21 protein-coding genes are annotated in these 23370 nt (G+C 45.1%); 9 read left to right on the plus strand and 12 right to left on the minus strand.

All coding sequences use genetic code 11. The annotated features are described in order from the left end of the window. Positions 1 to 47: 47 nt before the first annotated feature. The 4 genes from DFP76_RS03700 to DFP76_RS03715 all read right to left on the minus strand — a co-directional run bounded on the left by DFP76_RS03700 (position 48) and on the right by DFP76_RS03715 (position 4115). Positions 48 to 857, minus strand: a complete 810-nt coding sequence (locus DFP76_RS03700; protein ID WP_113873327.1) for a UDP-2,3-diacylglucosamine diphosphatase — start codon at positions 855 to 857, stop codon at positions 48 to 50. A gap of 87 nt (positions 858 to 944) precedes the next feature. Further along, positions 945 to 2714 (minus strand): GGDEF domain-containing protein, encoded by a 1770-nt coding sequence (locus DFP76_RS03705; RefSeq protein WP_113873328.1) that lies wholly within the window; start codon positions 2712 to 2714, stop codon positions 945 to 947. A gap of 217 nt (positions 2715 to 2931) precedes the next feature. Then, entirely contained in the window at positions 2932 to 3114 is a 183-nt protein-coding gene (locus DFP76_RS03710; RefSeq protein WP_113873329.1) for an RSP_7527 family protein, read from the minus strand. 107 nt (positions 3115 to 3221) lie between these two features. After that, a complete protein-coding gene (locus DFP76_RS03715) occupies positions 3222 to 4115 on the minus strand; it encodes a helix-turn-helix domain-containing protein (RefSeq protein WP_113873330.1) in 894 nt (297 codons plus the stop codon). Positions 4116 to 4379: 264 nt separating this feature from the next. On the opposite strand from DFP76_RS03715, the gene pobA reads away from it, so the two are divergent. Continuing rightward, a complete protein-coding gene (pobA, locus tag DFP76_RS03720) occupies positions 4380 to 5576 on the plus strand; it encodes a 4-hydroxybenzoate 3-monooxygenase (protein ID WP_113873331.1) in 1197 nt (398 codons plus the stop codon). A 90-nt stretch (positions 5577 to 5666) separates the two neighbouring features. Here the strand turns inward: pobA and DFP76_RS03725 are convergent, their stop codons facing one another. The 8 genes from DFP76_RS03725 to DFP76_RS03760 all read right to left on the minus strand — a co-directional run bounded on the left by DFP76_RS03725 (position 5667) and on the right by DFP76_RS03760 (position 12505). Then, positions 5667 to 6686: an LPP20 family lipoprotein gene (locus DFP76_RS03725; RefSeq protein WP_113873332.1), complete on the minus strand. Its 1020-nt coding sequence runs from the start codon at positions 6684 to 6686 to the stop codon at positions 5667 to 5669. Next, positions 6686 to 7315 carry a penicillin-binding protein activator LpoB gene (locus DFP76_RS03730; RefSeq protein WP_181799785.1) on the minus strand — a complete coding sequence of 210 codons (630 nt, stop codon included), beginning with the start codon at positions 7313 to 7315 and terminating at the stop codon, positions 6686 to 6688. The genes DFP76_RS03725 and DFP76_RS03730 overlap by 1 nt, the downstream gene beginning before the upstream one ends. A gap of 63 nt (positions 7316 to 7378) precedes the next feature. Further along, positions 7379 to 9052, minus strand: a complete 1674-nt coding sequence (locus DFP76_RS03735; RefSeq protein WP_113873333.1) for a COG3014 family protein — start codon at positions 9050 to 9052, stop codon at positions 7379 to 7381. A gap of 246 nt (positions 9053 to 9298) precedes the next feature. Next, the gene (secB, locus tag DFP76_RS03740) at positions 9299 to 9772 is read right to left on the minus strand and encodes a protein-export chaperone SecB (RefSeq protein WP_113873334.1); all 474 of its coding nucleotides are present in this window, start codon (positions 9770 to 9772) and stop codon (positions 9299 to 9301) included. Positions 9773 to 9844: 72 nt separating this feature from the next. After that, entirely contained in the window at positions 9845 to 10099 is a 255-nt protein-coding gene (grxC, locus tag DFP76_RS03745; protein WP_113873335.1) for a glutaredoxin 3, read from the minus strand. Positions 10100 to 10107: 8 nt separating this feature from the next. Next, positions 10108 to 10527, minus strand: a complete 420-nt coding sequence (locus DFP76_RS03750) for a rhodanese-like domain-containing protein (protein WP_245931866.1) — start codon at positions 10525 to 10527, stop codon at positions 10108 to 10110. Positions 10528 to 10703: 176 nt separating this feature from the next. Continuing rightward, complete coding sequence (locus DFP76_RS03755) at positions 10704 to 11507, minus strand: DUF1338 domain-containing protein (RefSeq protein ID WP_113873336.1); 804 nt, start codon at positions 11505 to 11507, stop codon at positions 10704 to 10706. A gap of 107 nt (positions 11508 to 11614) precedes the next feature. Further along, positions 11615 to 12505, minus strand: a complete 891-nt coding sequence (locus DFP76_RS03760) for a LysR family transcriptional regulator (protein WP_113873337.1) — start codon at positions 12503 to 12505, stop codon at positions 11615 to 11617. A 162-nt stretch (positions 12506 to 12667) separates the two neighbouring features. Here DFP76_RS03760 and amaB point away from each other — a divergent pair, with 162 nt between their 5' ends. From amaB to DFP76_RS03800, 8 genes are all read left to right on the plus strand, one after another. Beyond that, the gene (amaB, locus tag DFP76_RS03765) at positions 12668 to 14212 is read left to right on the plus strand and encodes an L-piperidine-6-carboxylate dehydrogenase (RefSeq protein WP_113873338.1); all 1545 of its coding nucleotides are present in this window, start codon (positions 12668 to 12670) and stop codon (positions 14210 to 14212) included. Between the two features lie 29 nt (positions 14213 to 14241). Beyond that, the gene (locus tag DFP76_RS03770; RefSeq protein WP_113873339.1) at positions 14242 to 15513 is read left to right on the plus strand and encodes an NAD(P)/FAD-dependent oxidoreductase; all 1272 of its coding nucleotides are present in this window, start codon (positions 14242 to 14244) and stop codon (positions 15511 to 15513) included. Positions 15514 to 15641: 128 nt separating this feature from the next. After that, positions 15642 to 16550: a LysR substrate-binding domain-containing protein gene (locus DFP76_RS03775; RefSeq protein WP_113873340.1), complete on the plus strand. Its 909-nt coding sequence runs from the start codon at positions 15642 to 15644 to the stop codon at positions 16548 to 16550. A 91-nt stretch (positions 16551 to 16641) separates the two neighbouring features. Beyond that, on the plus strand, positions 16642 to 18171 hold the full coding sequence (gene gpmI, locus DFP76_RS03780) for a 2,3-bisphosphoglycerate-independent phosphoglycerate mutase (protein ID WP_113873341.1): 1530 nt from the start codon (positions 16642 to 16644) through the stop codon (positions 18169 to 18171). Between the two features lie 7 nt (positions 18172 to 18178). Next, positions 18179 to 19315 carry a murein hydrolase activator EnvC family protein gene (locus DFP76_RS03785; protein ID WP_113873342.1) on the plus strand — a complete coding sequence of 379 codons (1137 nt, stop codon included), beginning with the start codon at positions 18179 to 18181 and terminating at the stop codon, positions 19313 to 19315. Positions 19316 to 19337: 22 nt separating this feature from the next. After that, entirely contained in the window at positions 19338 to 20609 is a 1272-nt protein-coding gene (locus DFP76_RS03790; RefSeq protein WP_113873343.1) for a S41 family peptidase, read from the plus strand. Between the two features lie 5 nt (positions 20610 to 20614). Further along, positions 20615 to 21742 (plus strand): divergent polysaccharide deacetylase family protein, encoded by a 1128-nt coding sequence (locus tag DFP76_RS03795; RefSeq protein WP_113873344.1) that lies wholly within the window; start codon positions 20615 to 20617, stop codon positions 21740 to 21742. Positions 21743 to 22186: 444 nt separating this feature from the next. Then, positions 22187 to 23302 (plus strand): branched-chain amino acid ABC transporter substrate-binding protein, encoded by a 1116-nt coding sequence (locus tag DFP76_RS03800; protein ID WP_113873345.1) that lies wholly within the window; start codon positions 22187 to 22189, stop codon positions 23300 to 23302. The last annotated feature ends 68 nt before the right edge of the window (positions 23303 to 23370 follow it).

Here is a 23370-nt window from a genome sequence, read left to right on the forward strand (position 1 = left end):
ACAAGGCGATAGACGCTGAAAAATACACTTGTTTTCTTAGTGTCTTCTTAGGCCGTATTGCGTGAATAGCTTGGCGCTAAATCCCATTCTTCTGGCTTAGGTTCGGTGCCAAGGTGCTTAGGGTTTTCAGACCAGTGTAGCAGACTCAGTTCGCCGGAAGAGGACTCGGTGAGAGCCGTACAATGCTCGACCCAGTCGCCGTCGTTACAATACAGAATGCCTTCTTTCATTTGAAAAGAAGCAAAATGAATGTGTCCGCAAATGTAACCATCTACCTTGTGACTTTTGGCGGACTTCAGCGCAGCAGTCTCAAAACGTTCGATGAACTCTTTGGCCTTGCCTATGTGACTTTTAAGGTAGCCAGCAAGGGACCAGTAAGGCAGACCGAGAAAGCGTCGAACGCCATTAATGGATTGATTAAGCGATAACATTAAGCCATGAGCTTTGTCACCAATGGCCAACATCAAAGGGCTAATTTTCACCATCTGATCAAACTCGTCGCCATGGCTAACATAAAAGCTTCGACCATCTGCTGTGTTGTGACGAGCATGCAATTGGATGTCTACGCCAGATAAGGTTTGACCGGCAAACTGACGAAAGAAGGCGTCGTGATTTCCTGGGATGTAAATCACCTTGGTACCGGATTTTGCCATCGCCAATACCTGTTCCACCACTTGATGATGAGCATCAACAAAATACGCTTTATGGCGCATGGCCTGTAAATCGATGATGTCGCCTACCAAGTATAAGGTGTCCGTCTCAATGCTTTGTAAGAAGTTCAATAAATGAACCGCCTGACACGCTTTGGTACCTAAATGTACATCGGAAATGAACACGGATCGAAATCGAGTTTGCATAATCGCCTCCTTAAAGGGTATTGCCCTGTTAAAGAACAGATTAAAGAGGCTTTATGACAGACTTGTGAGTGCTTTATGACAGTTAGATCACAATTCACCAACGGTTTGTTTGGGCTCCGGGATCAAGCGGGGTTGCAGGTGAATATGATTACCGCCTGTCTGCTTCGCTTGTTTTTTGGCTTGTGCGGCCAGTTCCGCTACTTGGTGATGATTGCGACAATGTGTTGGGTGTACAACGCCAATAGCGAGACTTAGGATAGGATGAAAACGAGTGTCACCATGACGGTTTTTGGTCCAAACGCCCCCTTCCGCTAAGGTTTCCTGAGTGTAAAACTCCCTTACCTTAATCGCGAAAGCATCGAGTATTTGTTGACACTGTAATTGCCAGTCGTGATCGCCAAAAATTACCACAAAGTCGTCTCCGCCAATGTGGCCGATAAAATTATTCGGGGCGACTAACTCCTTGATTAGAGAGCCGACTAATTGAATGACGGCATCGCCTTTCGAATAACCAAAAAAGTCATTAAACGGTTTGAAATCATTGAGATCAAAATAAGCGACATAAAAGTCATCTTGGGTTTCTAAACGGCGACTGACTTCTCGATGAATGGGCACATTGCCCGGTAGTAATGTTAACGGATTGGAGTAAGTCGCGTTTTGAATTTTCAACTCTGTAATGCGTTTCAGAAGGTCTTTTAAATGCCCTGTTCCTAAGAACTTACCCTCACGAACCACGATGATCTCGTTGTTTAGGGTATCGGCTTCTTGGTTAGTGACCATAGTAGAAACGCTGGCCAAACTGACATTGCTTTCTACAATCAGTACATCATCACTTAATAAGTTAGTCACAGGTTTGTGTTCATACAAAGCGCGACCATAAGGCGTCGAAAAAAGCTCGTGTAGCTGGTGACGACGAATCACACCGATTGGCTGATTGTTTTGGTCTAATACGGGAATAGCAATTAAATCTGGGTGCTTTTTAAAACACAACGAAGCTTCATCTAACAGACTGTTTTGCTGCAAACTTGGAGTAGGGCGACACAGTATTTGTACCGTTTCGGAATGGTCATGTTGAAACTGTGAGCGTCGTTGTGCTTGTTTTACTAAATAAGGGTGAGTACTAAAGGCCGGTGTTTCGGTTGGGCGACCTAAGAAGTAGCCTTGCCCTAGCGTGATGCCAATCTCGATTAATTGATCCAGTTCTTGCTGATTTTCGATGCCTTCAGCAATTAATATGCAATTCAAACGCTGTGCAATGGTGAGGATTGAGCGTACAAATTCGCGTTTGATTTCATCTTTGTCGATGCCTTGAATAAAATGCTTATCCACTTTGACGATGTCGGGTTGCAACTCAGACCACAGTTGTAGGCCAGAGTAGCCCACTCCCAAATCATCGATAGCCACTTGGAAACCCATTTTACGGTAATGCTCAACACTGCTTCTTGGTAAGCCATTGTGATCGTATGGATGTTGTTCAGATAGTTCGATCACAATGTCTTTTTGATCTAGTCCTAAGTCATTGAGAATACCTAATGTCATGCCTGATTGGTGCTCTGGTGAGCCAAGCAGTGATGCACTGACGTTTAAGAATAGTCGACCTTTAAGGTTGAGTTTGGAGAACTTACTAATGGCTTTCTCGCGGCACAACAATTCTAAGCGGTGTAATTGCTCTTCCTTCAGCGCTAAGCTAAAGAGCGCATCAGGGGAAAAAAGCGCAGAATTTTTAGGACCACGGGACAGGGCTTCGTGACCATAGATTTCACCATTACTCAAATCATAGATAGGTTGAAAATAAGGTGTGATCAGCCCATTGTTGAGTATCTTTTGCAGTAAGGCAGCTTCGTCTATTTGACTCATTTTCCCTCTAATACATCTTGGTGAATAATTAGTAGAGAATTTTATGTCACATTTATGACAATTTAATGAATGGGAAAGAGGAAATAAAGACGATAATAAGGATGAACAGAAAAGGTGAGATAGGGGACAAAAAAGTACTAACCTGTTACCGGATCGATTTTTTATTTTAGCCTTTCGATCATCGGGAACATGAGGTTAGTCGAGCGACACAGAAAGCTTAGTGTTGTGACGCAGACTTGAAAGGACGAGCAATGGTTAGACCAGTGAAAAATGCTTTAACACGAGACGTCACTTTTTTGATTGCTTGTGCGTAGTAGGCACGGCGAAGTTCGTAAGCTTTTTCTACATAAAAGTCAGCGTCTAAGTTACCGAAAGCATCGTATTTGTAATCGTTTTTCATAGTGTATCTCCAGAAAAATTAATGTTTGTTTTTACACTACGAATTATAAAATTTGACCAATTATTCAGCAAACGATCAATTTTCAGCTAATAGGTTAGAAAAATTCATCAAATAGAAGTTTGGTTACTTAATACGCGAAACTTTCCTGGGGGGATGCCGGTGGCACGTTTAAAAAAACGAGAGAAATAGCCAGGATCTTTGAAACCTAAATCATAACTGATTTCATCTACCGAGCGAGCGGTGTAAATTAAGCTGCGTTTGGCCTCAATCAACAGCCTTTCATGCGCTAGTGCCAGCACACTCTTATTGAATGAGGCTTTGCTTAATCGGTTTAAGCGGCTGGTGGAGGTACTGAGTGCTTGAGCGTAATCTTGTGTGCTCCAGTGTTCTCGAAAATGGCTTTCTATTAATTCTTTTAGCCTTTGAATACGGCTACTCTCAGTCACTTCCGTTGCACTTTCATCGCCATTATTTTGCTGTTGTCGATGCAGAATGAGCAAAATGGCTTTGATCAGATATTCGCTCATCAAAGCACGATCTTCTCGAATGTAGGAAGACTCACTTTCCAGTTGTTGAATCAATGGCCATAACTCTGAAAAGCTATTGCGGTTGCCATTAAAATTAATATGACAGGCTTGGCTCAGCAATGGTTTGATGAATTTTGCGGCTTTTTCCTGATAAGCGTCTTCTAGTAATGGTTCCGCAATGCTAATGACCCGCCCGTCGGTATCTGGCGCGAAATGGAAGCTATGTACAACGCCTGCGGGTACGATGATGGCCCAAGCGCCCAGTAAATTTTGTTGTTGATCGTCTAGTTGAACCTTGGCTTGCCCTGACTTTAGGATCAAAATTTGGAACAGCTGAGCATGTCGGTGAGGGCTGATTTTCCAGCCGAGATTGCTGCTTCTGTCTTCTATGTCTTCAATATGGAAAAACTCTGGATCATTGATCCAACTGGACTCTCCATACAAACCGAAGTGTGGAATCTGATTTTTTTTCATAAGCTATTTTTACATTTTTATTTTATATAAGCTGACTTTTATATTGCTTAAAATAGGATGGAAAGCCAACAGTTATAAGGCTTTCACGTAAGAAAGATATTTTCACTCTATTCTTCTGTGATCAAAAAGTACAATTTTTTGATCATTTTTCACCTAACCAAGAGATCCCTTGGCTTCTATGATGAAGATCAAATAGTGCTGTTATTTAGCATCGAAGCTAAAAAGCCAGCACTAAACAAAAACAATAAATGAAGGTGAGAGAGCATGAAAACTCAAGTGGCAATTATTGGAGCAGGTCCTTCTGGGCTATTGCTGGGACAGCTTCTTGCAAAGCAAGGTATTGATAACGTTATTATTGAACGTGTTTCTGGCGAGTATATATTGGGACGTATTCGTGCCGGTGTATTGGAGCAGGGCATGACTGACTTGCTACGAGAAGCAGGTGTTGGCGAGCGTATGGATCGTGAGGGGCAGGTTCATAAAGGGGTTGAACTAGCCTTTAACAATAAGCGCGTACAGATTGAGTTAGAAAAGCTCACCGGTGGCAATACGGTTATGGTGTATGGCCAAACGGAAGTGACTCGAGACTTGATGGAAGCTCGAGCCGAGAAAGGCTTAACCACCTACTACGAATCCAGCAATGTGGTCTTGCATGATGTGAAATCGGCAACCCCTTATGTCACCTTCGAACAGGACGGCAAAGAGCATCGTTTGGATTGTGATTACATCGCAGGTTGTGATGGCTTCCATGGGGTTTCTCGTCAAACCATTCCAGAGTCATCCCGCAAAGAATTTGAGCGAGTGTATCCATTTGGTTGGCTTGGTATCTTGTCTGACACACCACCAGTGAATGATGAGCTGATCTATTGTAAAACCGATCGCGGTTTTGCCATGACCAGTATGCGCTCAGCGACTCGTTCACGTTACTACATTCAAGTACCGCTGACGGACAAGGTAGAAGATTGGAGTGATGACGATTTTTGGACAGAACTTAAGAATCGCTTGCCAGATGATGTGGCTGAAAGATTGGTGACAGGGCCAAGCATTGAGAAAAGTATTGCTCCTTTGCGTTCTTTTGTCTGCGAACCAATGCAGTATGGTAATTTGTTTCTTGTCGGCGATGCGGCGCACATTGTGCCACCAACTGGGGCGAAAGGTTTGAACTTAGCGGCCTCGGATGTAGCGACCTTGAATAAAATTATGACCCGAGTGTATAAAGAAGGCGATAAAGAGTGCATCAATCAATACTCTGAAATTTGCCTACGTCGAGTCTGGCACGGTGAGCGTTTCTCTTGGTGGATGACCAATATGCTGCATGACTTTAGTGATGAAGGCAGTAAAGACGCGGAAACCCACGGACGTTTCATGAGTTCGGAATTGAATTTCTACACAGATACAGAAGAAGGTCGTCGAGTCATTGCGATGCAATACGTAGGCTTACCTTACGAAGATCTCAAATAGTTTGTTGCAGGCCATTTGATGGCATTTAACAGGCTTTTAAACAAAAAACGACTCCTAAAGTGAGTCGTTTTTTTATGCCTGCATCCTGTTTCATTCTAAACGGGTTAGCCAAGTGAACATGGCGCTAATGGCTTGTTTCGACCAATTCTCAGTGGCGGCATCTGCGGCTCTTTGTGCGTCTTTAGCAATGCCTCGGGCGCTGACTGTCCATGAGGCTAAGCGGGCATTGTTTGGACCAAATAAGGCAAGACTGCCTTCCTCAAACACATAATGACGTCCAGATTGCTGTTCGCTGTGTTGACTGGTATTGCTCTCTAAGCGGAACAAGGCTGGGCTTTTTGGTGTCATACCAAATTCGGATAAGGCACTGGCGAGGGCATTGGCTTGTTGTGTTTTTGAAGGATCAACACCGTAGCTCAGCAGTGCTTGATTGAGTTGTTGTTCAATGCGGATAACCTCATCACTGGCACGACCCGCTAGGGTGCGTTCAGTTGAATAAAGTTGTAATTCTTCGACATAAGATTGGCGTTGTGCGAAAGCGGGGATCAATCGCATGTAGGTTTGCCAATCCGCTGGCGCAGCGTCTTCACCAAGTTTTGTAGTGAGTGATTCTGCATTGTTGATAATATTCTGGTCCAGATCGCGAATAGCACTTTTTAGTCGGCTAACAATGCGCGAGCGATCAATGGATTGTAGGGCGTACACATATTGTTTGCCCACGTATCTTTCTTCATTGATCGCTTGTTCTAACTCAATTGGGGCCGTAGCCACTTGTGTATAGGCCGTTTGTACTTTTGATACCTGCTCTTTGCCGTTATTAGACGAGACTTGAGTGTTCTGCGTATTGATTTGGCTGACTTGAGTCGTCAGTTGCTGGGCAATTTGTGCATTGCCGCTTTGTTCTGCCTGATTAAAGGCTAAGGCCAGATTGTCTATTTTAGGCGCACTACCAACACCATAAAGATGTGTTTGGCTTTGAGGTGGCGAGCTGACCCAGCTGGGTAGTGTTTCTGTATCTTTAGACGATTGATTGAAACTGCTGAAACACCCCGAAAGGCTGGCCGCTAAGGCGGCCATAAAGAGACATTGTATGACCGAAGGTTTCGTCATTAGAAGAAACCTTTATCAGCCAATTTTTTGATTTTCTTTTGACCATTCCATACTTCGCGATTAGTGGTCATGTCGATAAGTTTAAGATCGACTTGATAGAAGCTGACACGTTGTTCGCCGTTGGAGTCAACAATGGAGTTGATGGTACCAGAGAGGGCGAAGCCTGCTCCTTGCTCTAGACCAAATTCAGCCGCAGTTCCAGATGCCGCGTTGAGTTCTTGGTCTTCTCGTTCGCTACGAACATCATCACGTTCCGCTCCTGAGACCACAAAGTCCACTTTACCTGAACGAATGAGACTACGTTTGATGTCATTAATAAAGGTATCGACCGGAATGTGCTCGGAGGATTTATTGCGGATCGATTGAACAATAACCGTTGGGTTACCTTTTTGGTTGAAGTTGAAATCTCGGAACCAAGGGAAGGTCAGCATGTCAGACATCATTTCTTCAGCCACCAGGCGAGAGTCTGTGTCGTTCCAGCGATCAGATAAAGCAACTTCTTCGTTATCGCCAAGACGCTTAACACTGCCGCTTGAACAGGCTGTGAGTAACAATGCCATGAATAGGGTAAATACAGTGCGACAAGAAAAAGCTTTCCATGTCACTGATGATAATTGCTGAATTTTCATAGTCTTTTCCTTACATCACCTTAATAGGAGCTTAGTGAATCCGCTCTGGTTAGTTTAATCCATTTAATATGGGTTGCGTAGGTTCCATACTTTTATTTTGTTGGCTTCCAAAGAGATCTCGCCAAGCGAAAAGTCTTTGCCATTGGTCTGATAGGTCGGTTGGTATTGGCCCGCTTTTAGCGGTGTTCGGGTTAGGCGAACTTGTGCTGGTAGTGTTAACCAGTTTCGAGTGTCGGCTGCTGATGTGGCTAAAACCGATATTTGACCAATAAAGTTGAGTAACATGGCTGCGCCTTCGTCTTTGACCTCGGATGTGATGCGAAATGCTAGCCAGCTGCGAATAAACTCACGGACCATGCTTTCGTATATGTCTCTTTGAGCATTCGCTAGTTGCTCTTGAAAAGCGATATCCGCCAAAGAGGTCATGCGTAAGCTGTCATTCTTTTTAATTTGCTTGGAGACGGTTAAGTGGGTGTCATGTTGGTCTAGGGTAAAGCGACGATAATAAGGTACGGTAACACGGATGCTTTGTTGTGTGAGCAGGGTATCAATATTTGACTGTTCAAGTTGCTGCCAGATTCCTGAGCCAAGGATGACGCGTTTAGTGAATACGCCTGAAAAAGCGCCCCAAGCCCCGCCAGCTTTGTAATTGGCAATCATATTCAGCGGGTTGATGTCAGCATATACCATGGTAAACCAACGAAATGCATCGTTGTCTTCCATTCTTCCGCCGCCATGTAATGGCTCAAGTACCAGAGAGTATGCCCAAGGTTCGGCGTATAAAAGGAGTGACATTTCGCTTTTATCGGGCACAAAACCTTGATGCTCAAGTACCACGAGTTCTGCACTGTCTGGTTGATAGGTCTGCAGTGTTTGCTGCATGTCAGGAGACAAGTTTGCTTGGATAGCTTGGGTAATTTCAGCACTGTCGAAGCCTGTTTTTTTCATCATTCGGATGGCATCTAACCAAGCACGTTCAGCAGTGACTTCGGGAAGGTTGTATTGTTCCGCATAGCCATTTTGATACAGCTCAGCGGCTTTTTGATAGCTGATACGAGCATCATCGTACTCGCCGCTAATTTCATATTGTAGGCCTTCCATATATCGTGCCCAAGCATCGTCACGATAGAGGAATTTATCTCTATCTAAACGGCCTGTGTAAAAACGGCTTAACCAGGAAATGGCTTTTTCGTAAAAAGCGCGGTCTTTTTTTGCGTCGAGTTGTTCATAACTTGGCGTTTGAGCTCGGATTTCGTTAAGTTTGATGTCAATGCGACGCGCTTCAACTAACGCGGAATCTAATAGTTGTCGTTGTTTTGGTAATGATTCTGCTTGCTCGGCTAGGGCAAGGTAGTTAAGCGATTTTAAATAACTAATGTAGACCCGTTCGACCCCCGAGCCGCGGTAATTACTTTGTCGTGGGTTTGAGATGAGTGCCCAAGTGCGATTTGATAAGCTTTCTTCGAGGAAGGTATCACTCAATCTTTCGGCTTTTTCTAGTAGGGCATTACTGCGTTCAAAGTCACCTTGGTTTTGCGCTAAACTGCCAATCTCCATATAGTAAAGCAACTGGTCTTGTGAATTGTCCAAGGCATCAGTGAGGTTGTTCTCAGCGGCTTTCCATTCACCTTGCTTGGCAAGCGATAATCCAACTTCAATGTCATCTCGGTAGGTCGCACAGCCAGATAATAAGGTGGTGATGATCAAACAGACAAAGTAAGTTAACAGCTGGTTCACTCTACATCCCTTTTCCTAAAAACTGATTGACCACCAACAGCCCAAACAGAGCGAAACAAGCTAAATACAATAGTAGCCATCGGGCTTTTAGACAATATGGACAAGGTTTCTTTTTCTTTCTCATCACAGCTTCCATTTGAGATATTGATCAGACCTTATGAGTAAAAGGTTTTCTTATGCTATAAAAAAAGGAGGCGCGTGGCCTCCTTTTTTTACACGAACTTGAATCAAGTTCAAATGCGTTTGTTACTGAGCGGTTTCACTTTGCTGTTTTTGTAGGCTTTCAACGTACAATGCATCAAAGTTGATTGGTGCTAGCATGATCGCAGGGAAGCTGCCTTTTACAACCATTGCATCGATGTTTTCACGAGCGTATGGGAAAAGAGTAGCAGGACAAAATGCGCCAAGAGCGTGGTGCAACTGTTGCTCATCCAGACCAGAAATCACAAATAGACCACCTTGTTGGACTTGAACTAGGTAGCCTGTTTCGTTGTTGTTTTTCACTGTTACTGTGATCTCAAGTACCACTTCGTAAACATTTTCACCAACTTGACGGCTTTTTGTGTTTAATTCCAAGCCAACTTCTGGTTTCCACTCTTCTTGGAAAATCATCGGTGCGCGAGGCGATTCGAAAGAGATGTCTTTCAAAAAGACACGTTGTAGAGACAATTGTGGTGCTTGCGCTTCTTGTGTTTCTTGAGTTGCCGCTGTTTCAGCCATGCTAGTTCCTTGTTTAAATCATTTCACGTTGTTATTTGGTTTTTTTATATTGCTTGCGTTTTCGAGCGTATTTTATTGAGACAATAAAGCGTCTAATTTTTGTTCACGTTCAAGGGCGAAAAGATCATCGCAGCCGCCAATATGTTGTTCACCAATCCAGATTTGTGGAACGGTGTGACGGCCACTTTTTTCCATCATTTCTTGTCGTAAAGCACGCTCGCCGTCGACACGGATTTCATTAAACGCGACGTCTTTTGTGTTTAGAAGTTGTTTTGCTCGAACACAAAAAGGGCAGTAATCACTTGAATAGATAGTTACAGTGGCCATATTTCACATTAACCTTTCACTAATGGCAGGTTCGACGATTGCCATTCAGCAATGCCGCCTTGCATCTTATAAACCTTGCTATAACCTTGTTTCTTAAGGTCTTTAGCGCTAGGGCCAGCCGTAATTCCTGACTTGCACACCAAGATAATGGGGGCATCTTTGTGTTTCTCAAGACGGTGTAGGTTGTCTTTCATCTTCGTCGCAGGAATGCTGATTGCGCCAGTGATATGGCCAGCATTAAATTCTTTCTCAGTACGAATGTCGACAACAACGGCTTCTTCATTATTCATCAAAGTGGTGGCCGCCGCAGGAGTTATGCCCTGAGCACCGCCTTTTTGTTCAACAAAAATCAAGGTAATCAGGATAGCGAAAAAAACCGCGACCATTTCCCAGTGGTTGATCGAAAATTCAATAAGTTGATTCATCATAATAGTAAAGCCCATGTTTAAACTGCGAGCATTATACACGGCAAGATGAATCGGTACATACTCTCATGAGCCTTGAAAGGGGCAAATTGCTTGATTACAGAATAGGCTCGAAAATCATGATGCCATTTTGAGCCTATTTTGGGGACGACACTTTTTAAAATACGTATTTTATAAAGCTACTTTGTATTAGTTGAATCGAAAATTTTATCCGCATTACCCTCAATGAAGCTGTCAAATAAGTTGCCATCCGGCATTTTGTGACGTTCTGCAAACTCATAGAAACAGCTTGGGATCAGCGCTTTTTGTCCATCGGAAAATAGGTAGTCGACTTTATCCGCCATGGTTGAAGATTGCTCCAAGTAGGATTGTGGAGAGCCTTTTATTAAACCGCCAACGTCATTAAGTACATAGCCTTGGTTGATTAAGGTTTGGTTAACCGTCGCAATGCTGTCAAATGTGGAAAGGTGATTAATGCTGACCGTAAAGTGATTGGCCTGCAATCCCATGGTGATTAACCAAGCAGCGTATTCACTGTGTTTGGCTAAGGTTAAATAGTCCGCTTGTGTGGGTTTAGGCCAAACTAATCCAGCATAAAAAATACTTGGATCTTGAACGGCATCAGAGGGGATTTGAGCAACATAACGAGCAATAATGTCTTGGCACTCTTGTGGCAGCTCGTCTATTAATAATTCTGAAAGAAAAATTTTAGGCGCGTTTGAATCATCGTTATGACGGTAACAGCGTGCCTTTAAATGTTTGTTTTCAAAACGAAAGGCGCCATAAGCCTGATAACCGAGCGCAATCAATTGTGGCTCAAGTTTTTCCAGAGAGATGGGCGAATTGTTAAAGGTTCGAAAAGCTACGTGATCGTTTATCACTTGCTCCCCATAACCTTCAAAGAGGGTTTGAATGCTCAGCGCTTGTGGTGTGACTTGTGTGTATTTTTGCCATAAAGCAGCGAAAAAATCCTGATAGGTCATGGTGTTGCTCCAAATATATCGTCTTTACATTACTCTACTGCATTACCAAGGACTTCGACAAAAGCTAAAAAAGCATCTGATGATGCAGAAAAGTTGTGCGACCTGAATCAGGAGGTGTGATTTCGCTCTGGACGTAGCGCATTTTCTTTTGCTTTGGTCGGTACGAAGAGTTGCTGTTTTGCCGCTAATATGGTGTTGATTAGGTGAGCGGGAAAGCTTCGAGACTTTTGATGCGCTAAGCCAACCACTCGCTTCAGTTTTACGTCGTTTAAGGGTCTGAGACATAAGTCTTTTCGACCGCGCGATGAATGCTCAGGGATCAATGAAATCCCTAATCCAGCGGCAACCAGATCCAGAGCGTATTCTTCGGTTTTGACTTGTGCTCTGACATCGGTGGTGAGTTCTTGTTTTTGCATTAAATAATGCCATGACTCAAAGATGTCGCATGGTGTTCGAGAGATAAAAGGTTGTTTGTCGATTTGTTTAATGGATAAGGAAGGAAAGTCGGATAACCAGTGGTCGAGTGGCATGGCGATGACATAATCGTCTTCCCATAAAGGGTAAAACACGTCTTCTTCCGTAGTATAGCGATGACAAGTAAATCGTAGGTCGGCACTTTCCGATTCGTCGACCAGTTTTAAGGTCAACCCGGAGACTTCATCCAGCATGGTTTTGATGACTTGGCTTATCAAGGCACCGGATAGAAATGGCGCAAGCGAGATAGACAAGGAGAGCGGAGTTGGTGTCTGATGAAATAGCTGACGCATGCTGCTCATATCATTCACCATTTTACAGGCGTGGGGATAAAGTTGCGTGCCACTGTCGGTGGCCGATACGCCTTTTGAATGTCTCACAAAAAGCTTGGTGCCGAGGTCTTCTTCTAGTTGGCTGACGGTGTTTGAAATCGATGGTTGGGCCACAAAACAGCGTTTGGCGGCAGCGCTAAGGCTGCCTTCCTCGTACACAGCAATGAAATAACGCAAAGATCGAATGTCCATCAGAACCTCAAGGAAAAGCTGAGTCTTCAATATACCTATAGGTTTTGGGGGATGCTATAGGAAAAAACTAGACCACCAGCAGAAAAAGCATATTTCTCATTTCTATCTTGGCTGGGATAAGGTGAAAGCATCTTCCGAATTAATCTATAAAAGAGGCAAAACATGTCACAGACTTGCTTAGAAACCTTGGGCGTCAACAAACTAAAAGAGGGTGATACTTACTATAGCGTGATGACTGGAAATACTATGTCATTAGGCCAAGGTAGCGCTTTTTCTGCCCACAGCCCAATTGATGGAAAGGTACTATCAAACTTTTTGAACGCCACGCCAGAGCAATTAGGTGAGGTTAACGCCGAATTGAAAGCGGCTTTTAAAGCCTTGCGTACTATTCCTGCGCCGCGCCGAGGTGAGCTGGTTCGTCGCATTGGTGAAGAGGCGCGTAAGTATAAACATGAATTAGCACAAGTGATTGCGCTGGAAGCGGGAAAAATTATGCCAGAGGCGTTGGGTGAAGTGCAGGAATGGATCGATGTCTGTGATTTCGCTGTCGGTCAGTCGCGCATGTTGCATGGCTTGTCTATTGTCTCTGAACGCCCAGGCCACCGCATGATGGAACAATGGCAGCCACTTGGTCCTGTGGCGGTGATTACAGCCTTTAATTTCCCTATGGCGGTTTGGTCTTGGAATGCCATGTTAGGGCTAATTTGTGGTGATCCAATCTTGCTCAAGCCGTCTGAAAAGGCGCCACTTTGTGCTTTGGCTATGTATCAAATTGCGCAGAATGTGTTGGCGGATATGCCTGACATGCCTAAAGCCTCTGTTTCTGTGATGATTGGCGACCGTGACCTTGGCGAAGCCATTGCCGCGAGTGACACCTTTCCACTTGTGTCGGCGACAGGGTCGACTGCCATGGGACGCGCCGTGGCTCAAACGGTGGCTGCGCGTTTAGGTCGCTCATTGCTCGAACTAGGTGGTAACAATGCGATGATTGTCTCAGACACAGCGGATTTAGATTTGGCATTACGCGCCATTGTGTTTTCTGCGGCAGGCACCGCAGGGCAGCGTTGTACGACGTTGCGACGTTTGATTTGTCATGACGATATTGTGGATGGCTTAGTGTCTCGCTTGGCGAAATCTTATTCGTCTTTGCCGATTGGTAATCCTTTGGCAGAGGGCACTTTGGTTGGGCCATTAATTGATGCGGGAAGTTATCAACGGATGCAGACGGCTCTTGAGTCGGCGAAGCGACAAGGTGGTGAGATTGTGTGTGGTGGTGAACGTGTCACCGAAGGCGTGCCTCAGGGTGGTTATTATGTCAAACCGGCCATTGTTCGCATTTCACATGACGCCCCAATTGTTCATGAAGAAACCTTCGCGCCCATTTTATATGTTCTAACGTACACAGATTTTGCGGATGCCATTGAAATCCAAAATGAAGTGCCGCAGGGCTTGTCGTCAGCCGTCTTCACAGAGAGCATGCGTGAAGCCGAATTCTTTATGTCGCCAGCGGGATCTGACTGTGGGATCGCGAACGTCAATATTGGTACTTCTGGCGCTGAGATCGGTGGCGCATTCGGTGGCGAGAAAGACACCGGCGGTGGTCGTGAATCAGGCTCTGATGCTTGGCGAAATTATATGCGCCGTACAACCAATACCGTGAACTATGGTGGTGACTTACCGTTAGCACAAGGCATTGTCTTTGAGTGAATTTGGTCCGGCTTAGTGGGGGTTGAAAAATGATGGGATCCGGTTGTCAGTCCCTGTGGCGAGCAAGTGCGACAGATGCACCTCAGTTGAGAGCTTTAGAGGGATCGCATCAGGTCGATGTGGTGATTGTTGGTGGTGGTTTTACTGGGCTATCGACGGCATTGCATTTGGCAAAAGAAGGTATTGCGGTGCTATTACTGGAAGCGGATGAGCTTGGTTACGGTGGCTCAGGGCGGAATGTGGGCTTGGTCAATGCCGGAGTGTGGCTAGAACCGGATTTACTCGATAAACAGCTTGGCAAAGAGGCTGGGCGTCAAATGTATGATGCACTTGCAGCGGCACCAGAGTTTGTATTTAAACTCATTGAGGAATATGACATTGATTGTGAGGCGACTCGTAATGGCACTTTGCATGCGGGCGTTGGTCAGGCAGGCTTGGCGCAATTAGAGCGTCGTTTTGCTCAGTTAAAACAGCGTGGGGCACCTGTTAGTTTATTGGCTGCAAAAGACGCTCAAGCGCGCATCGGCTCAGATAAGTTTAATGGAGCTTTGTTTGATCCCAGAGCGGGAACCATTCAGCCCTTGTCTTATGTTCGAGGGTTGGCCAAAGCCGCTTTAAAAGAAGGGGCGAAATTATTTGAGTGTTCCCCTGTGACCGATTTGACGTCATCGCAAGGCAACTGGTTAGTCAAAACACCGCATGGGGAAGTGGCAGCCAATAAGGTGATTTTAGCCACTAATGCCTACTGCCAACATGGTGTAGCGAATCAGTCGAGTAAATTTGTCCCCATCGCATACTCTCAATTAGCGAGCCAGCCATTAACTTCTTCTCAGTTGGCTCAGGTGTTGCCTAATAAAGAGGGCGTTTGGGACACTTGTACTGTGATGAGTTCTTTTCGTTTAGACCAGCGAGGACGGCTGATTTTTGGCGGCATGGGAGCAGAAGGGCGAGTCTTGTCAAATTGGGCATCCCAAAGAGTAAGAGAGCTCTTTCCTGCGCTGGGCGAATTGGCTTGGGAGTACAGTTGGACGGGAAATATTGCCTACAGTGCAGATCACTTGCCTCATTGTCAGCAGCTGAAAGAAGGTTTGTTGAGCATTTCTGGCTACAGTGGACGAGGTATTGGCCCCGGTACTGTGATGGGGATGGAATTAGCGCAATGGATAACGGGGCAACGAGAAACGTTGTCCATACCGATGACAAAGCTTAAAGACATTCCATTTCGTGAAATTCAACGAATTTTTTATGAACTGGGGGCGCAAACGTATCACCTTGGACAGCAAGTACATGCTTTGCGTTAGCGGTTGTTGAAATGCTTGCATCTTTTTGGTGCGATTTTACGCGTTATTTGCTTATTACTGGTTGGGAATTTTGGCGTTATAGGATACAGTGGTTGACTTATGTTTCCAGCGAATGAGTAGCGCCTAGCATGCGTCGTTATATCCCATCCTCTACGGCTTTGAAGTGTTTTGAAGCGTCGGTTAGACATTTAAGCTTTACCAAGGCTGCAGAAGAGTTGCATTTGACTCAAAGTGCCGTCAGTCGTCAAATTCGCAATCTTGAAGAGTTTCTTTCCCGCGACCTTTTTATTCGGCTTAATAAGCGACTGGTGCTGACGGGAACAGGGGCGGCTTATTATAAAGAAGTCGTACCTCTGCTGGATCGAATGGAAAACGCCTCGTTACGAATGTTACATCGTGAAGACGAAAAAACCACTTTAACCTTATCGGCTTTACCTACCTTAGCATCATATTGGTTAATGCCATTGTTAGCCGAGTTTCAGCGCCTTCATCCACAGTTCCAAATCAAAGTTCGTTCATTAGACGATGCTGCTAAAATCGACCCTGATGCGGTGGATGTGATTTTGCATTACGGTGGCGATCACTGGCCGAGAGCCGTGTCTCACCAGTTAATGAGAGAAGATGTTTTAGCTGTGTGCTCTCCGTTGTTGCTAGAACGAATGGACGTGAGTAAGTCTGTCTGGCAAGCAGAAGATGTGACTCAATTTCCATTTTTGCATTTGTCGTCGAGAATTAATGCATGGCCAGATTGGATGGTATCGCAAGGTTTAGAAAGTGGTTCGTTTGCGGGGGCTTCGTTTGCGCATTTTCATATGCTTTTGGAAGCCGCGAAGAACAGCATGGGGGTGGCTATTTTACCTTGTATTTTAGCGCAAAAAAGTCTGGCCAGTGGTGAACTGGTCGCACCGTTTGGTGGGCCTGTGGCGACGCCCCATGAATACCTGCTGTCGTATCCAGTTGATAAGGCCGACCTTGAACAAGTGGTGGTTTTTCGTGATTGGCTTTTAGCGACGTTAGAGCACCATAAACAAAATTAATGGCCTGAATAGGTTGGGCAGTCTGTAACAAAATTACATGCCTGTGATAGTATCAAATAATAATCATGATCAATTTACGGGATAGATTACCATGAACAAAAAAACCACAGCACTTTTCATCCTTGATGGGTGGGGCTACAGTGAAACCTCTAAATCCAACGCGATTGAAGCAGCAAATACACCTAACTGGGACAAGCTTTGGGCAAATTACCCTCATACTTTGATCAAAACGTCTGGTTTAGCCGTGGGCTTACCTGATGGTCAGATGGGCAACTCAGAAGTGGGTCACATGAACCTTGGTGCGGGTCGAGTGGTTTATCAAAACTTCACACGCATCGGTAAAGCCATTGAAGATGGTTCGTTTTTTGAAAATTCTGCATTGGTGAATGCTGTAGATAAAGCCGTAGCAGCCGGAAAAGCCGTTCATATTTTAGGCTTGTTATCGGATGGTGGTGTACACAGTCATCACGAACAAATCATGGCAATGTGTGAGTTGGCTGCGAAGCGTGGCGCGAAAGCCATTTATGTACACGGCTTTACGGATGGTCGCGATACGCCGCCTCGTTCTGCACAAACGCCAGTTGCAGAACTTGAGAGTAAGCTGGTTGAATTGGGCGTTGGTAAAATCGCGACCTTGACCGGGCGTTACTACGCCATGGACCGAGACAATCGTTGGGAGCGAGTTCAAACTGCGTACGATGCCATTGTATTAGGTAAAGGTGAGTTTCAAGCCGAGACGGCTGAACAAGCGGTTCAAGCGGCTTACGAGCGAGACGAAAACGATGAATTTGTAAAAGCGTCTGTGATTGGAGACGCCGTTAAGGTTGAAGATGGTGACGCCATCGTGTTTGCTAACTTCCGTCCAGATCGCGCTCGTCAATTGACGCGTGCCTTTACGGATCCAAGCTTCGATGGTTTTGCGCGTGAAGTGTTGCCAACCCTTTCTGCTTTCGTGACCTTTACAGAGTATGCGTCTGATATTGCAGCAGATGTGGCGTTCCCACCCGAGTCACTAAAAAATACTTTGGGTGAAGTGTTAGCGAACCAAGGCAAGAAGCAATTACGTATTGCGGAAACCGAAAAATACGCACACGTTACTTTCTTCTTTAATGGTGGTGAGGAAGCGTTGTTTGATGGTGAGGAGCGTGAATTGATTCCATCACCCAATGTCGCAACCTATGACTTACAGCCAGAAATGAGTGCCCCAGAAGTCACAGATAAGCTGGTGGAAGTGATCGAAGCTGGCAAATACGACACCATCATTTGTAATTTCGCCAACGGCGACATGGTAGGGCACAGTGGTATTTTTGACGCTGCGGTAAAAGCGGTGGAAGCAGTGGATGCCTGCCTTGGTCGAATTATGGCGGCATTAGACGTGAACGGCGGACAATGTTTGATTACGGCGGATCATGGTAACGTTGAGCAAATGTTAAGTGAAGATGGTAGCCAGCCTTTGACATCGCACACAAATGGTCCTGTGCCTTTAGTGTTGTATTCAGCGGCTCAAGGTGTTGGTCTTAACGAAGGCTCTTTGTGTGACCTAGCACCCACTTTGTTGGATATGATGGGCATGGACATTCCTAGCGAAATGACAGGCGTGAGTCTTTTAACGCGCTCATGAGGCCATAATGATAGGGTTTATACGTTCATTTCTATTGTGCTTTCTTCTGCTACCAAGCGTGAGCTTGGCGGCAGGGGAACCACAGACGCCAGAGGAAGCGAAACAGCAGATTCAAGCTTTGCAAAAAGATTTGAAAAAGCTCAATAGCTGGCTGAAAGAAATCAAATCAGAACGTTCGGATGTGGAAAAGCAACTCGAAGGAAAAGAGAAAGACATTCAAGAGCTCTTGAAGAAGATCCAAAGCATTCAAGACAGTCTCAAAAAAGGCGAACAGCAGCTGAGTGAGTTGAGGATTCAACAACGGTCTCTGCAATTAAGCATCCAGCAACAAAATGATCAAATAGCCGCCCAATTAAGGGCGGTTTATCGTTCAGGCAAAGAAGAAAGTATTAAGCTCTTTTTAAACGGTGATAATTCAGAAGATGCACAGCGATTAGTGCAGTATAACCGTTACTTTTCGAATGCTCGTCAGTCATTGATTAATGGTTTTATTACCGAAGTGAATGATCTCAATTTGGTTGAAAAAAGCATTCGCAGTCATCGTGCCCAGCAAGCGCGAGAAGAAGTGGAGCTGAAAGCACAACGTAAAAGCTTACTTTCTCAGCAGTCTCAGCGACGTACCTTGTTGGCTAAGTTGGACAGTGACCTTGCCAAAGGGGGTCAAAAAGCTAAGCAGTTGAAACAAGACCAGCAAAACCTACAAGCTTTGTTGCAGCAATTGGAAGAAGCCTTAGCCGATATTCAAATCCCCGACCCTGAAATTCCCTTTGCTTCGCTTCGCGGTCAGTTAGTTAACCCATTAAAACGTATGGCAAAACTGCCTTCGAGTGGCGGTATTGATTTAGGGGGCGTCACTCTAAAAGCTCAAGAGGGTGATCCAGTGCGAGCGATTTCACAAGGTCGAGTGGTGTTCGCGGATTGGATGCGTGGTTTTGGCTTTTTGCTGATTTTGGACCATGGTGACGGCTATATGTCTATGTACGGTTATAATCAAAGTTTACTAAAAGAAGTTGGCGAATGGGTTGGCGCTAATGATATTGTAGCCATGGCTGGTAGTACAGGTGGTCGCCCTGATAGCGCCTTATTCTTTGCGATACGACACAATGGTGCGCCGCTGAACCCATTGTCTTGGGTATCAGGTTAAAGAACAGTTTATAGGAATGAATATGGTCAATTTTCTGCGTTATGGCATGTCGGTATGTTTGTTGGCGAGTTTTACGCCCGTTGCTTTTGCTGCTGACGCAAACCAAGATTCTGTTTTACCCACGGCGGAAATCCAATCCTTCGTTGAAACCTTCGAAACCATTCGTGAAGGGTATGTTGAAGTCATGTCAGATGAGGAAATTCTTCATAAGGCCTTAAAAGGCATGGCGGCAGGGCTTGATCCTCATTCTGAGTACTTTACCAAAACTGAGTTGGTTGAATTTAATGAGCTGACGTCAGGTAATTATGCAGGCATTGGTGTTGAAGTAGAGATGAAAGACAAGCGTCTGACGGTTGTCACGCCAATTGATGGTTCCGCCGCCTCTGAAGCTGGGATTTTACCGGGTGATGTGATCGTGCGTATTAACAACACACTGATTACAGATTTAGGGATGCAGGATATCATCACCTTGATGCGAGGCGAGGTGGGCACTGAGGTGAGTCTAGATATTGAACGCAATGGTGAGATTCAGCAATTTGAATTGACGCGACGTTTGGTTGAAGATGCTAGTGTTTCCTATAAATGGTTGGAAGATGCCATTGCGTATTTCCGTATCAGTCAGTTCCAAAGTGATACCGCTGATGAGTTTAATAACGCCATCAAAGCGTTAAAAGCAGAGAAAAGCATTCAAGGTGTGGTATTGGATTTACGCAATAACCCTGGCGGCGTATTACAAAGTGCCGTTGGCGTGGTAGATGCCTTTATTGATTCCGGCATGATTGTTTATACCGATGGGCGTCATGACATGTCGAAAAGTCAGTTTGTGGCAAGCCGTCGTACGACCTTATTTGAGAAAGTGCCTTTGGTCGTATTGGTTAATGAAGGCTCAGCTTCTGCCTCTGAGATTGTTGCCGGTGCCCTACAAGATCATCAGCGAGCGGTGATTTTAGGGACGGAAACTTTTGGTAAAGGGTCCGTTCAAACGGTGGTGCCACTGTCTAATGGCGATGCTGTGAAATTAACCACAGCCTTGTATTACACGCCAAATGGTCGCTCTATTCAGGCGCAGGGGATTCAGCCAGATTTAGTGGTTCCGCAAGCCAGCTTGAGCTTTGATGAAGGGCAATTTTTTGTCAAAGAGGCTGAGTTAAAAGGCCACCTTGGTAATGGCACTGGGGGCGAGGAGCGAACCAGTGCGGATGTGGAAACCGGCATTGCTGAACTGGCGAAAACAGATTTTCAATTATTCCAAGCGGTCACCTTGTTAAAGACGCTTCCTAAACTCATTCAATAATCGTGATGTACCCTGTGAAAACATGTCTAATGGACGCCGGTGCTAAGCTGGCGTCTTTGCTTATATTTTTTATTTTTAGTAATGCGTTTTTCTTGCCCGCGGCTTGGGCCGTGGACAATTATGTTACTTTGCAACAGCCTGCTAAAACGGAAGAGGTTTTCGATTTAAGTGAGTATTTGGCGCTACCTGAGCAAAAAATGCCGAAACAGCCAGAGTGGCTTGGCCCAGTTTTACCTGTCTCGCCTGAGCCAAAAAGTCTTGAGCAGTCGTATCCTATTATTGATTCAGAGCACACTTGGCAACCTATCATAGCGCCAATTTTACTCTCACCTGAAACAGTACCCAATGTTTTATCGGCACCAACACTGACTCAGCCTGATAAAACGTCTTTCGATAAGGCTGACTTGATGGCCACAAAAAAAATTGTGGATGAGCATCCTAAACCTCCTAAGATTGCGATTCTAATCGATGATTTGGGGTACAACCGTCGTGGTATGGAATCGTCTTTAGCGTTACCAACTGAGGTGGCCTTAGCTATTTTGCCTGAAACACCTTATGCCCACCAAACCGCAACACGGGCGCAAGCGCAATTACGTACAACGTTATTGCATGCACCGATGGAAAATCAAAGAGAGTTAAAGCTTGGGCCAGGTGGGCTTTATGCCAAGATGTCTGAGCAAGAATTAAAAGCGGTGCTGATTAAAGACCTTGAAGGCCTTCCTGGGATTCAAGGGGCGAATAATCATATGGGCAGTTTGTTGACAACGAAGCTAGAATCCATGAAATGGGTGATGGAAGTGTTGAAAGCACGTTCCCTGTTTTTTATCGACAGTCTAACCAGCCCTGACAGCGTGGCGGAGAAAACGGCAAAAGAGCATGGCTTGAGAACCGTTCGTCGAGATGTTTTTTTGGATAACATTCGTACGGAAAAAGCCATCGACAAGCAATTTTCTCGTTTATTGAAGCTGGCTCGTCGTCATGGAAGTGCGTTGGCTATTGGCCATCCTTATCCTGAAACCATGACCTATTTACAGCATAGGCTGGCAGATTTACAGCAAGATGGCGTGCGCTTAGTGGCACTTTCAGAGTTGCTTGAATCGTCAATCCCCTCTGTGGCTGTAAAAAATAAGTGACCCAGACTTTTTCGATATAAAAACCGTACTTTTTTGCAATTTTTTTCCTGCACTTTGTACTAAGTTATAAAGGCTGTATTGATCTATCTTTAAATACAGTGTCCAACAGTCTTCCTTATTTGTCTTCATACCATGTTATGGCGCGGTGCGAAGGCTTTCTCACGTCAGTCATAAATTCCATTTTTCTGTGCTTTTCTAGTGGATTCATCTCGCTATATGTTTTTATGTGGTGGATTATTTTAATTTTGTTGGAAATAGCAGTGCACCACTATTGACCAAACTTTAAACAAACATTAATGTGTAGCTTTATTCTAGTGCACATTTCTTGAATAATTGCATGGCAGTTTCCTTTTTCAATACAAGATTTAGGGTTTAGTATTGATTGGAACGCTTCTTGCTTTTGGATAATAACGATAAAACACAAAACGAGTAGAGGCTTTTCTTATGTCAAATGCGGTAATTAGAAAAACATTGGTATCTCTTGCTGTCGCAGGTTCAGTCACACTGGCGCATGCGGACGTGGTCATCGGCGTTGCGGGTCCTCATACAGGGGCTTATGCAGCATTTGGTGCTCAGCTATGGAATGGGGCTTCCGCTGCTGCTAAAGCGATTAACGACGCTGGCGGTATCGATGGTGAAATGATTAAACTGGTAAAAGCGGATGATGCTTGTGAACCTAAGCAAGCCGTCTCTGTTGCTAACCGCTTGGTGGATTCTGATGAAGCCGTCGCTGTGGTTGGTCACTTCTGTTCTTCTTCTTCAATCCCAGCTTCTAACATTTATGAAGAAGCGGGTGTATTACAGGTAACGCCTGCCTCTACTAACCCTGGTTATACAGATCGAGGCTTGCCAAATGTGTTCCGTGTATGTGGTCGTGATGATCAGCAAGGTGATGTTGCTGCCAGCTATATTGTAGACACACTAGGAGCAAAAAACGTCGCTGTTATTCATGACAAAGGCACTTACGGTAAAGGTTTGGCGGATGCCATGAAATCGACTTTGAATGCTTATGGCGTGAAAGAAGTGCTGTATGAAGGTCTGACTCGTGGTGAAAAAGACTTTAACGCCCTAGTGACGAAAATCCGTTCCGTTGATGCTGACGTCGTTTACTTCGGTGGTCTGCACTCTGAAGCCGGTCCGTTTGTTCGCCAATTGCGTGAGCAAGGTTCCAAAGCGGTATTCATCTCTGGTGACGGTATTGTATCGGAGGAATTTGTGTCAGTTGCTGGCTCGCCTAAGTATGTCGATGGTGTTTTGATGACCTTTGGTGCGGATCCAACCTCTTACGCCGCTGGTAAAGAAGTTGTGAATCAATTCCGTGCTGATGGTATCGAGCCAGAAGGTTATGTGATGTATTCCTATGCTGCGATGCAAGTGGTTGCGGAAGCGCTTAAACAAGCGGATCTGGATCCGATTAAAGCCGCTGACTGGCTACATGGCCATAAAGTGGAAACGGTTATGGGAACCAAGTCTTTTGATGAAAAAGGTGACTTGCTGGTGTCTGACTACGTGATGTACGAGTGGGATGACAAAGGCAAATACAGCATGCTAGACATGTAATTTACTGCTCTCTAAAAATCATGGGCTGGCCGAATATCGCTGGCCCATGTGCCTTTCTGTTTATGTTC

This window comes from Marinomonas aquiplantarum (assembly GCF_003314975.1).
GTDB classification, from domain to species: domain Bacteria; phylum Pseudomonadota; class Gammaproteobacteria; order Pseudomonadales; family Marinomonadaceae; genus Marinomonas; species Marinomonas aquiplantarum.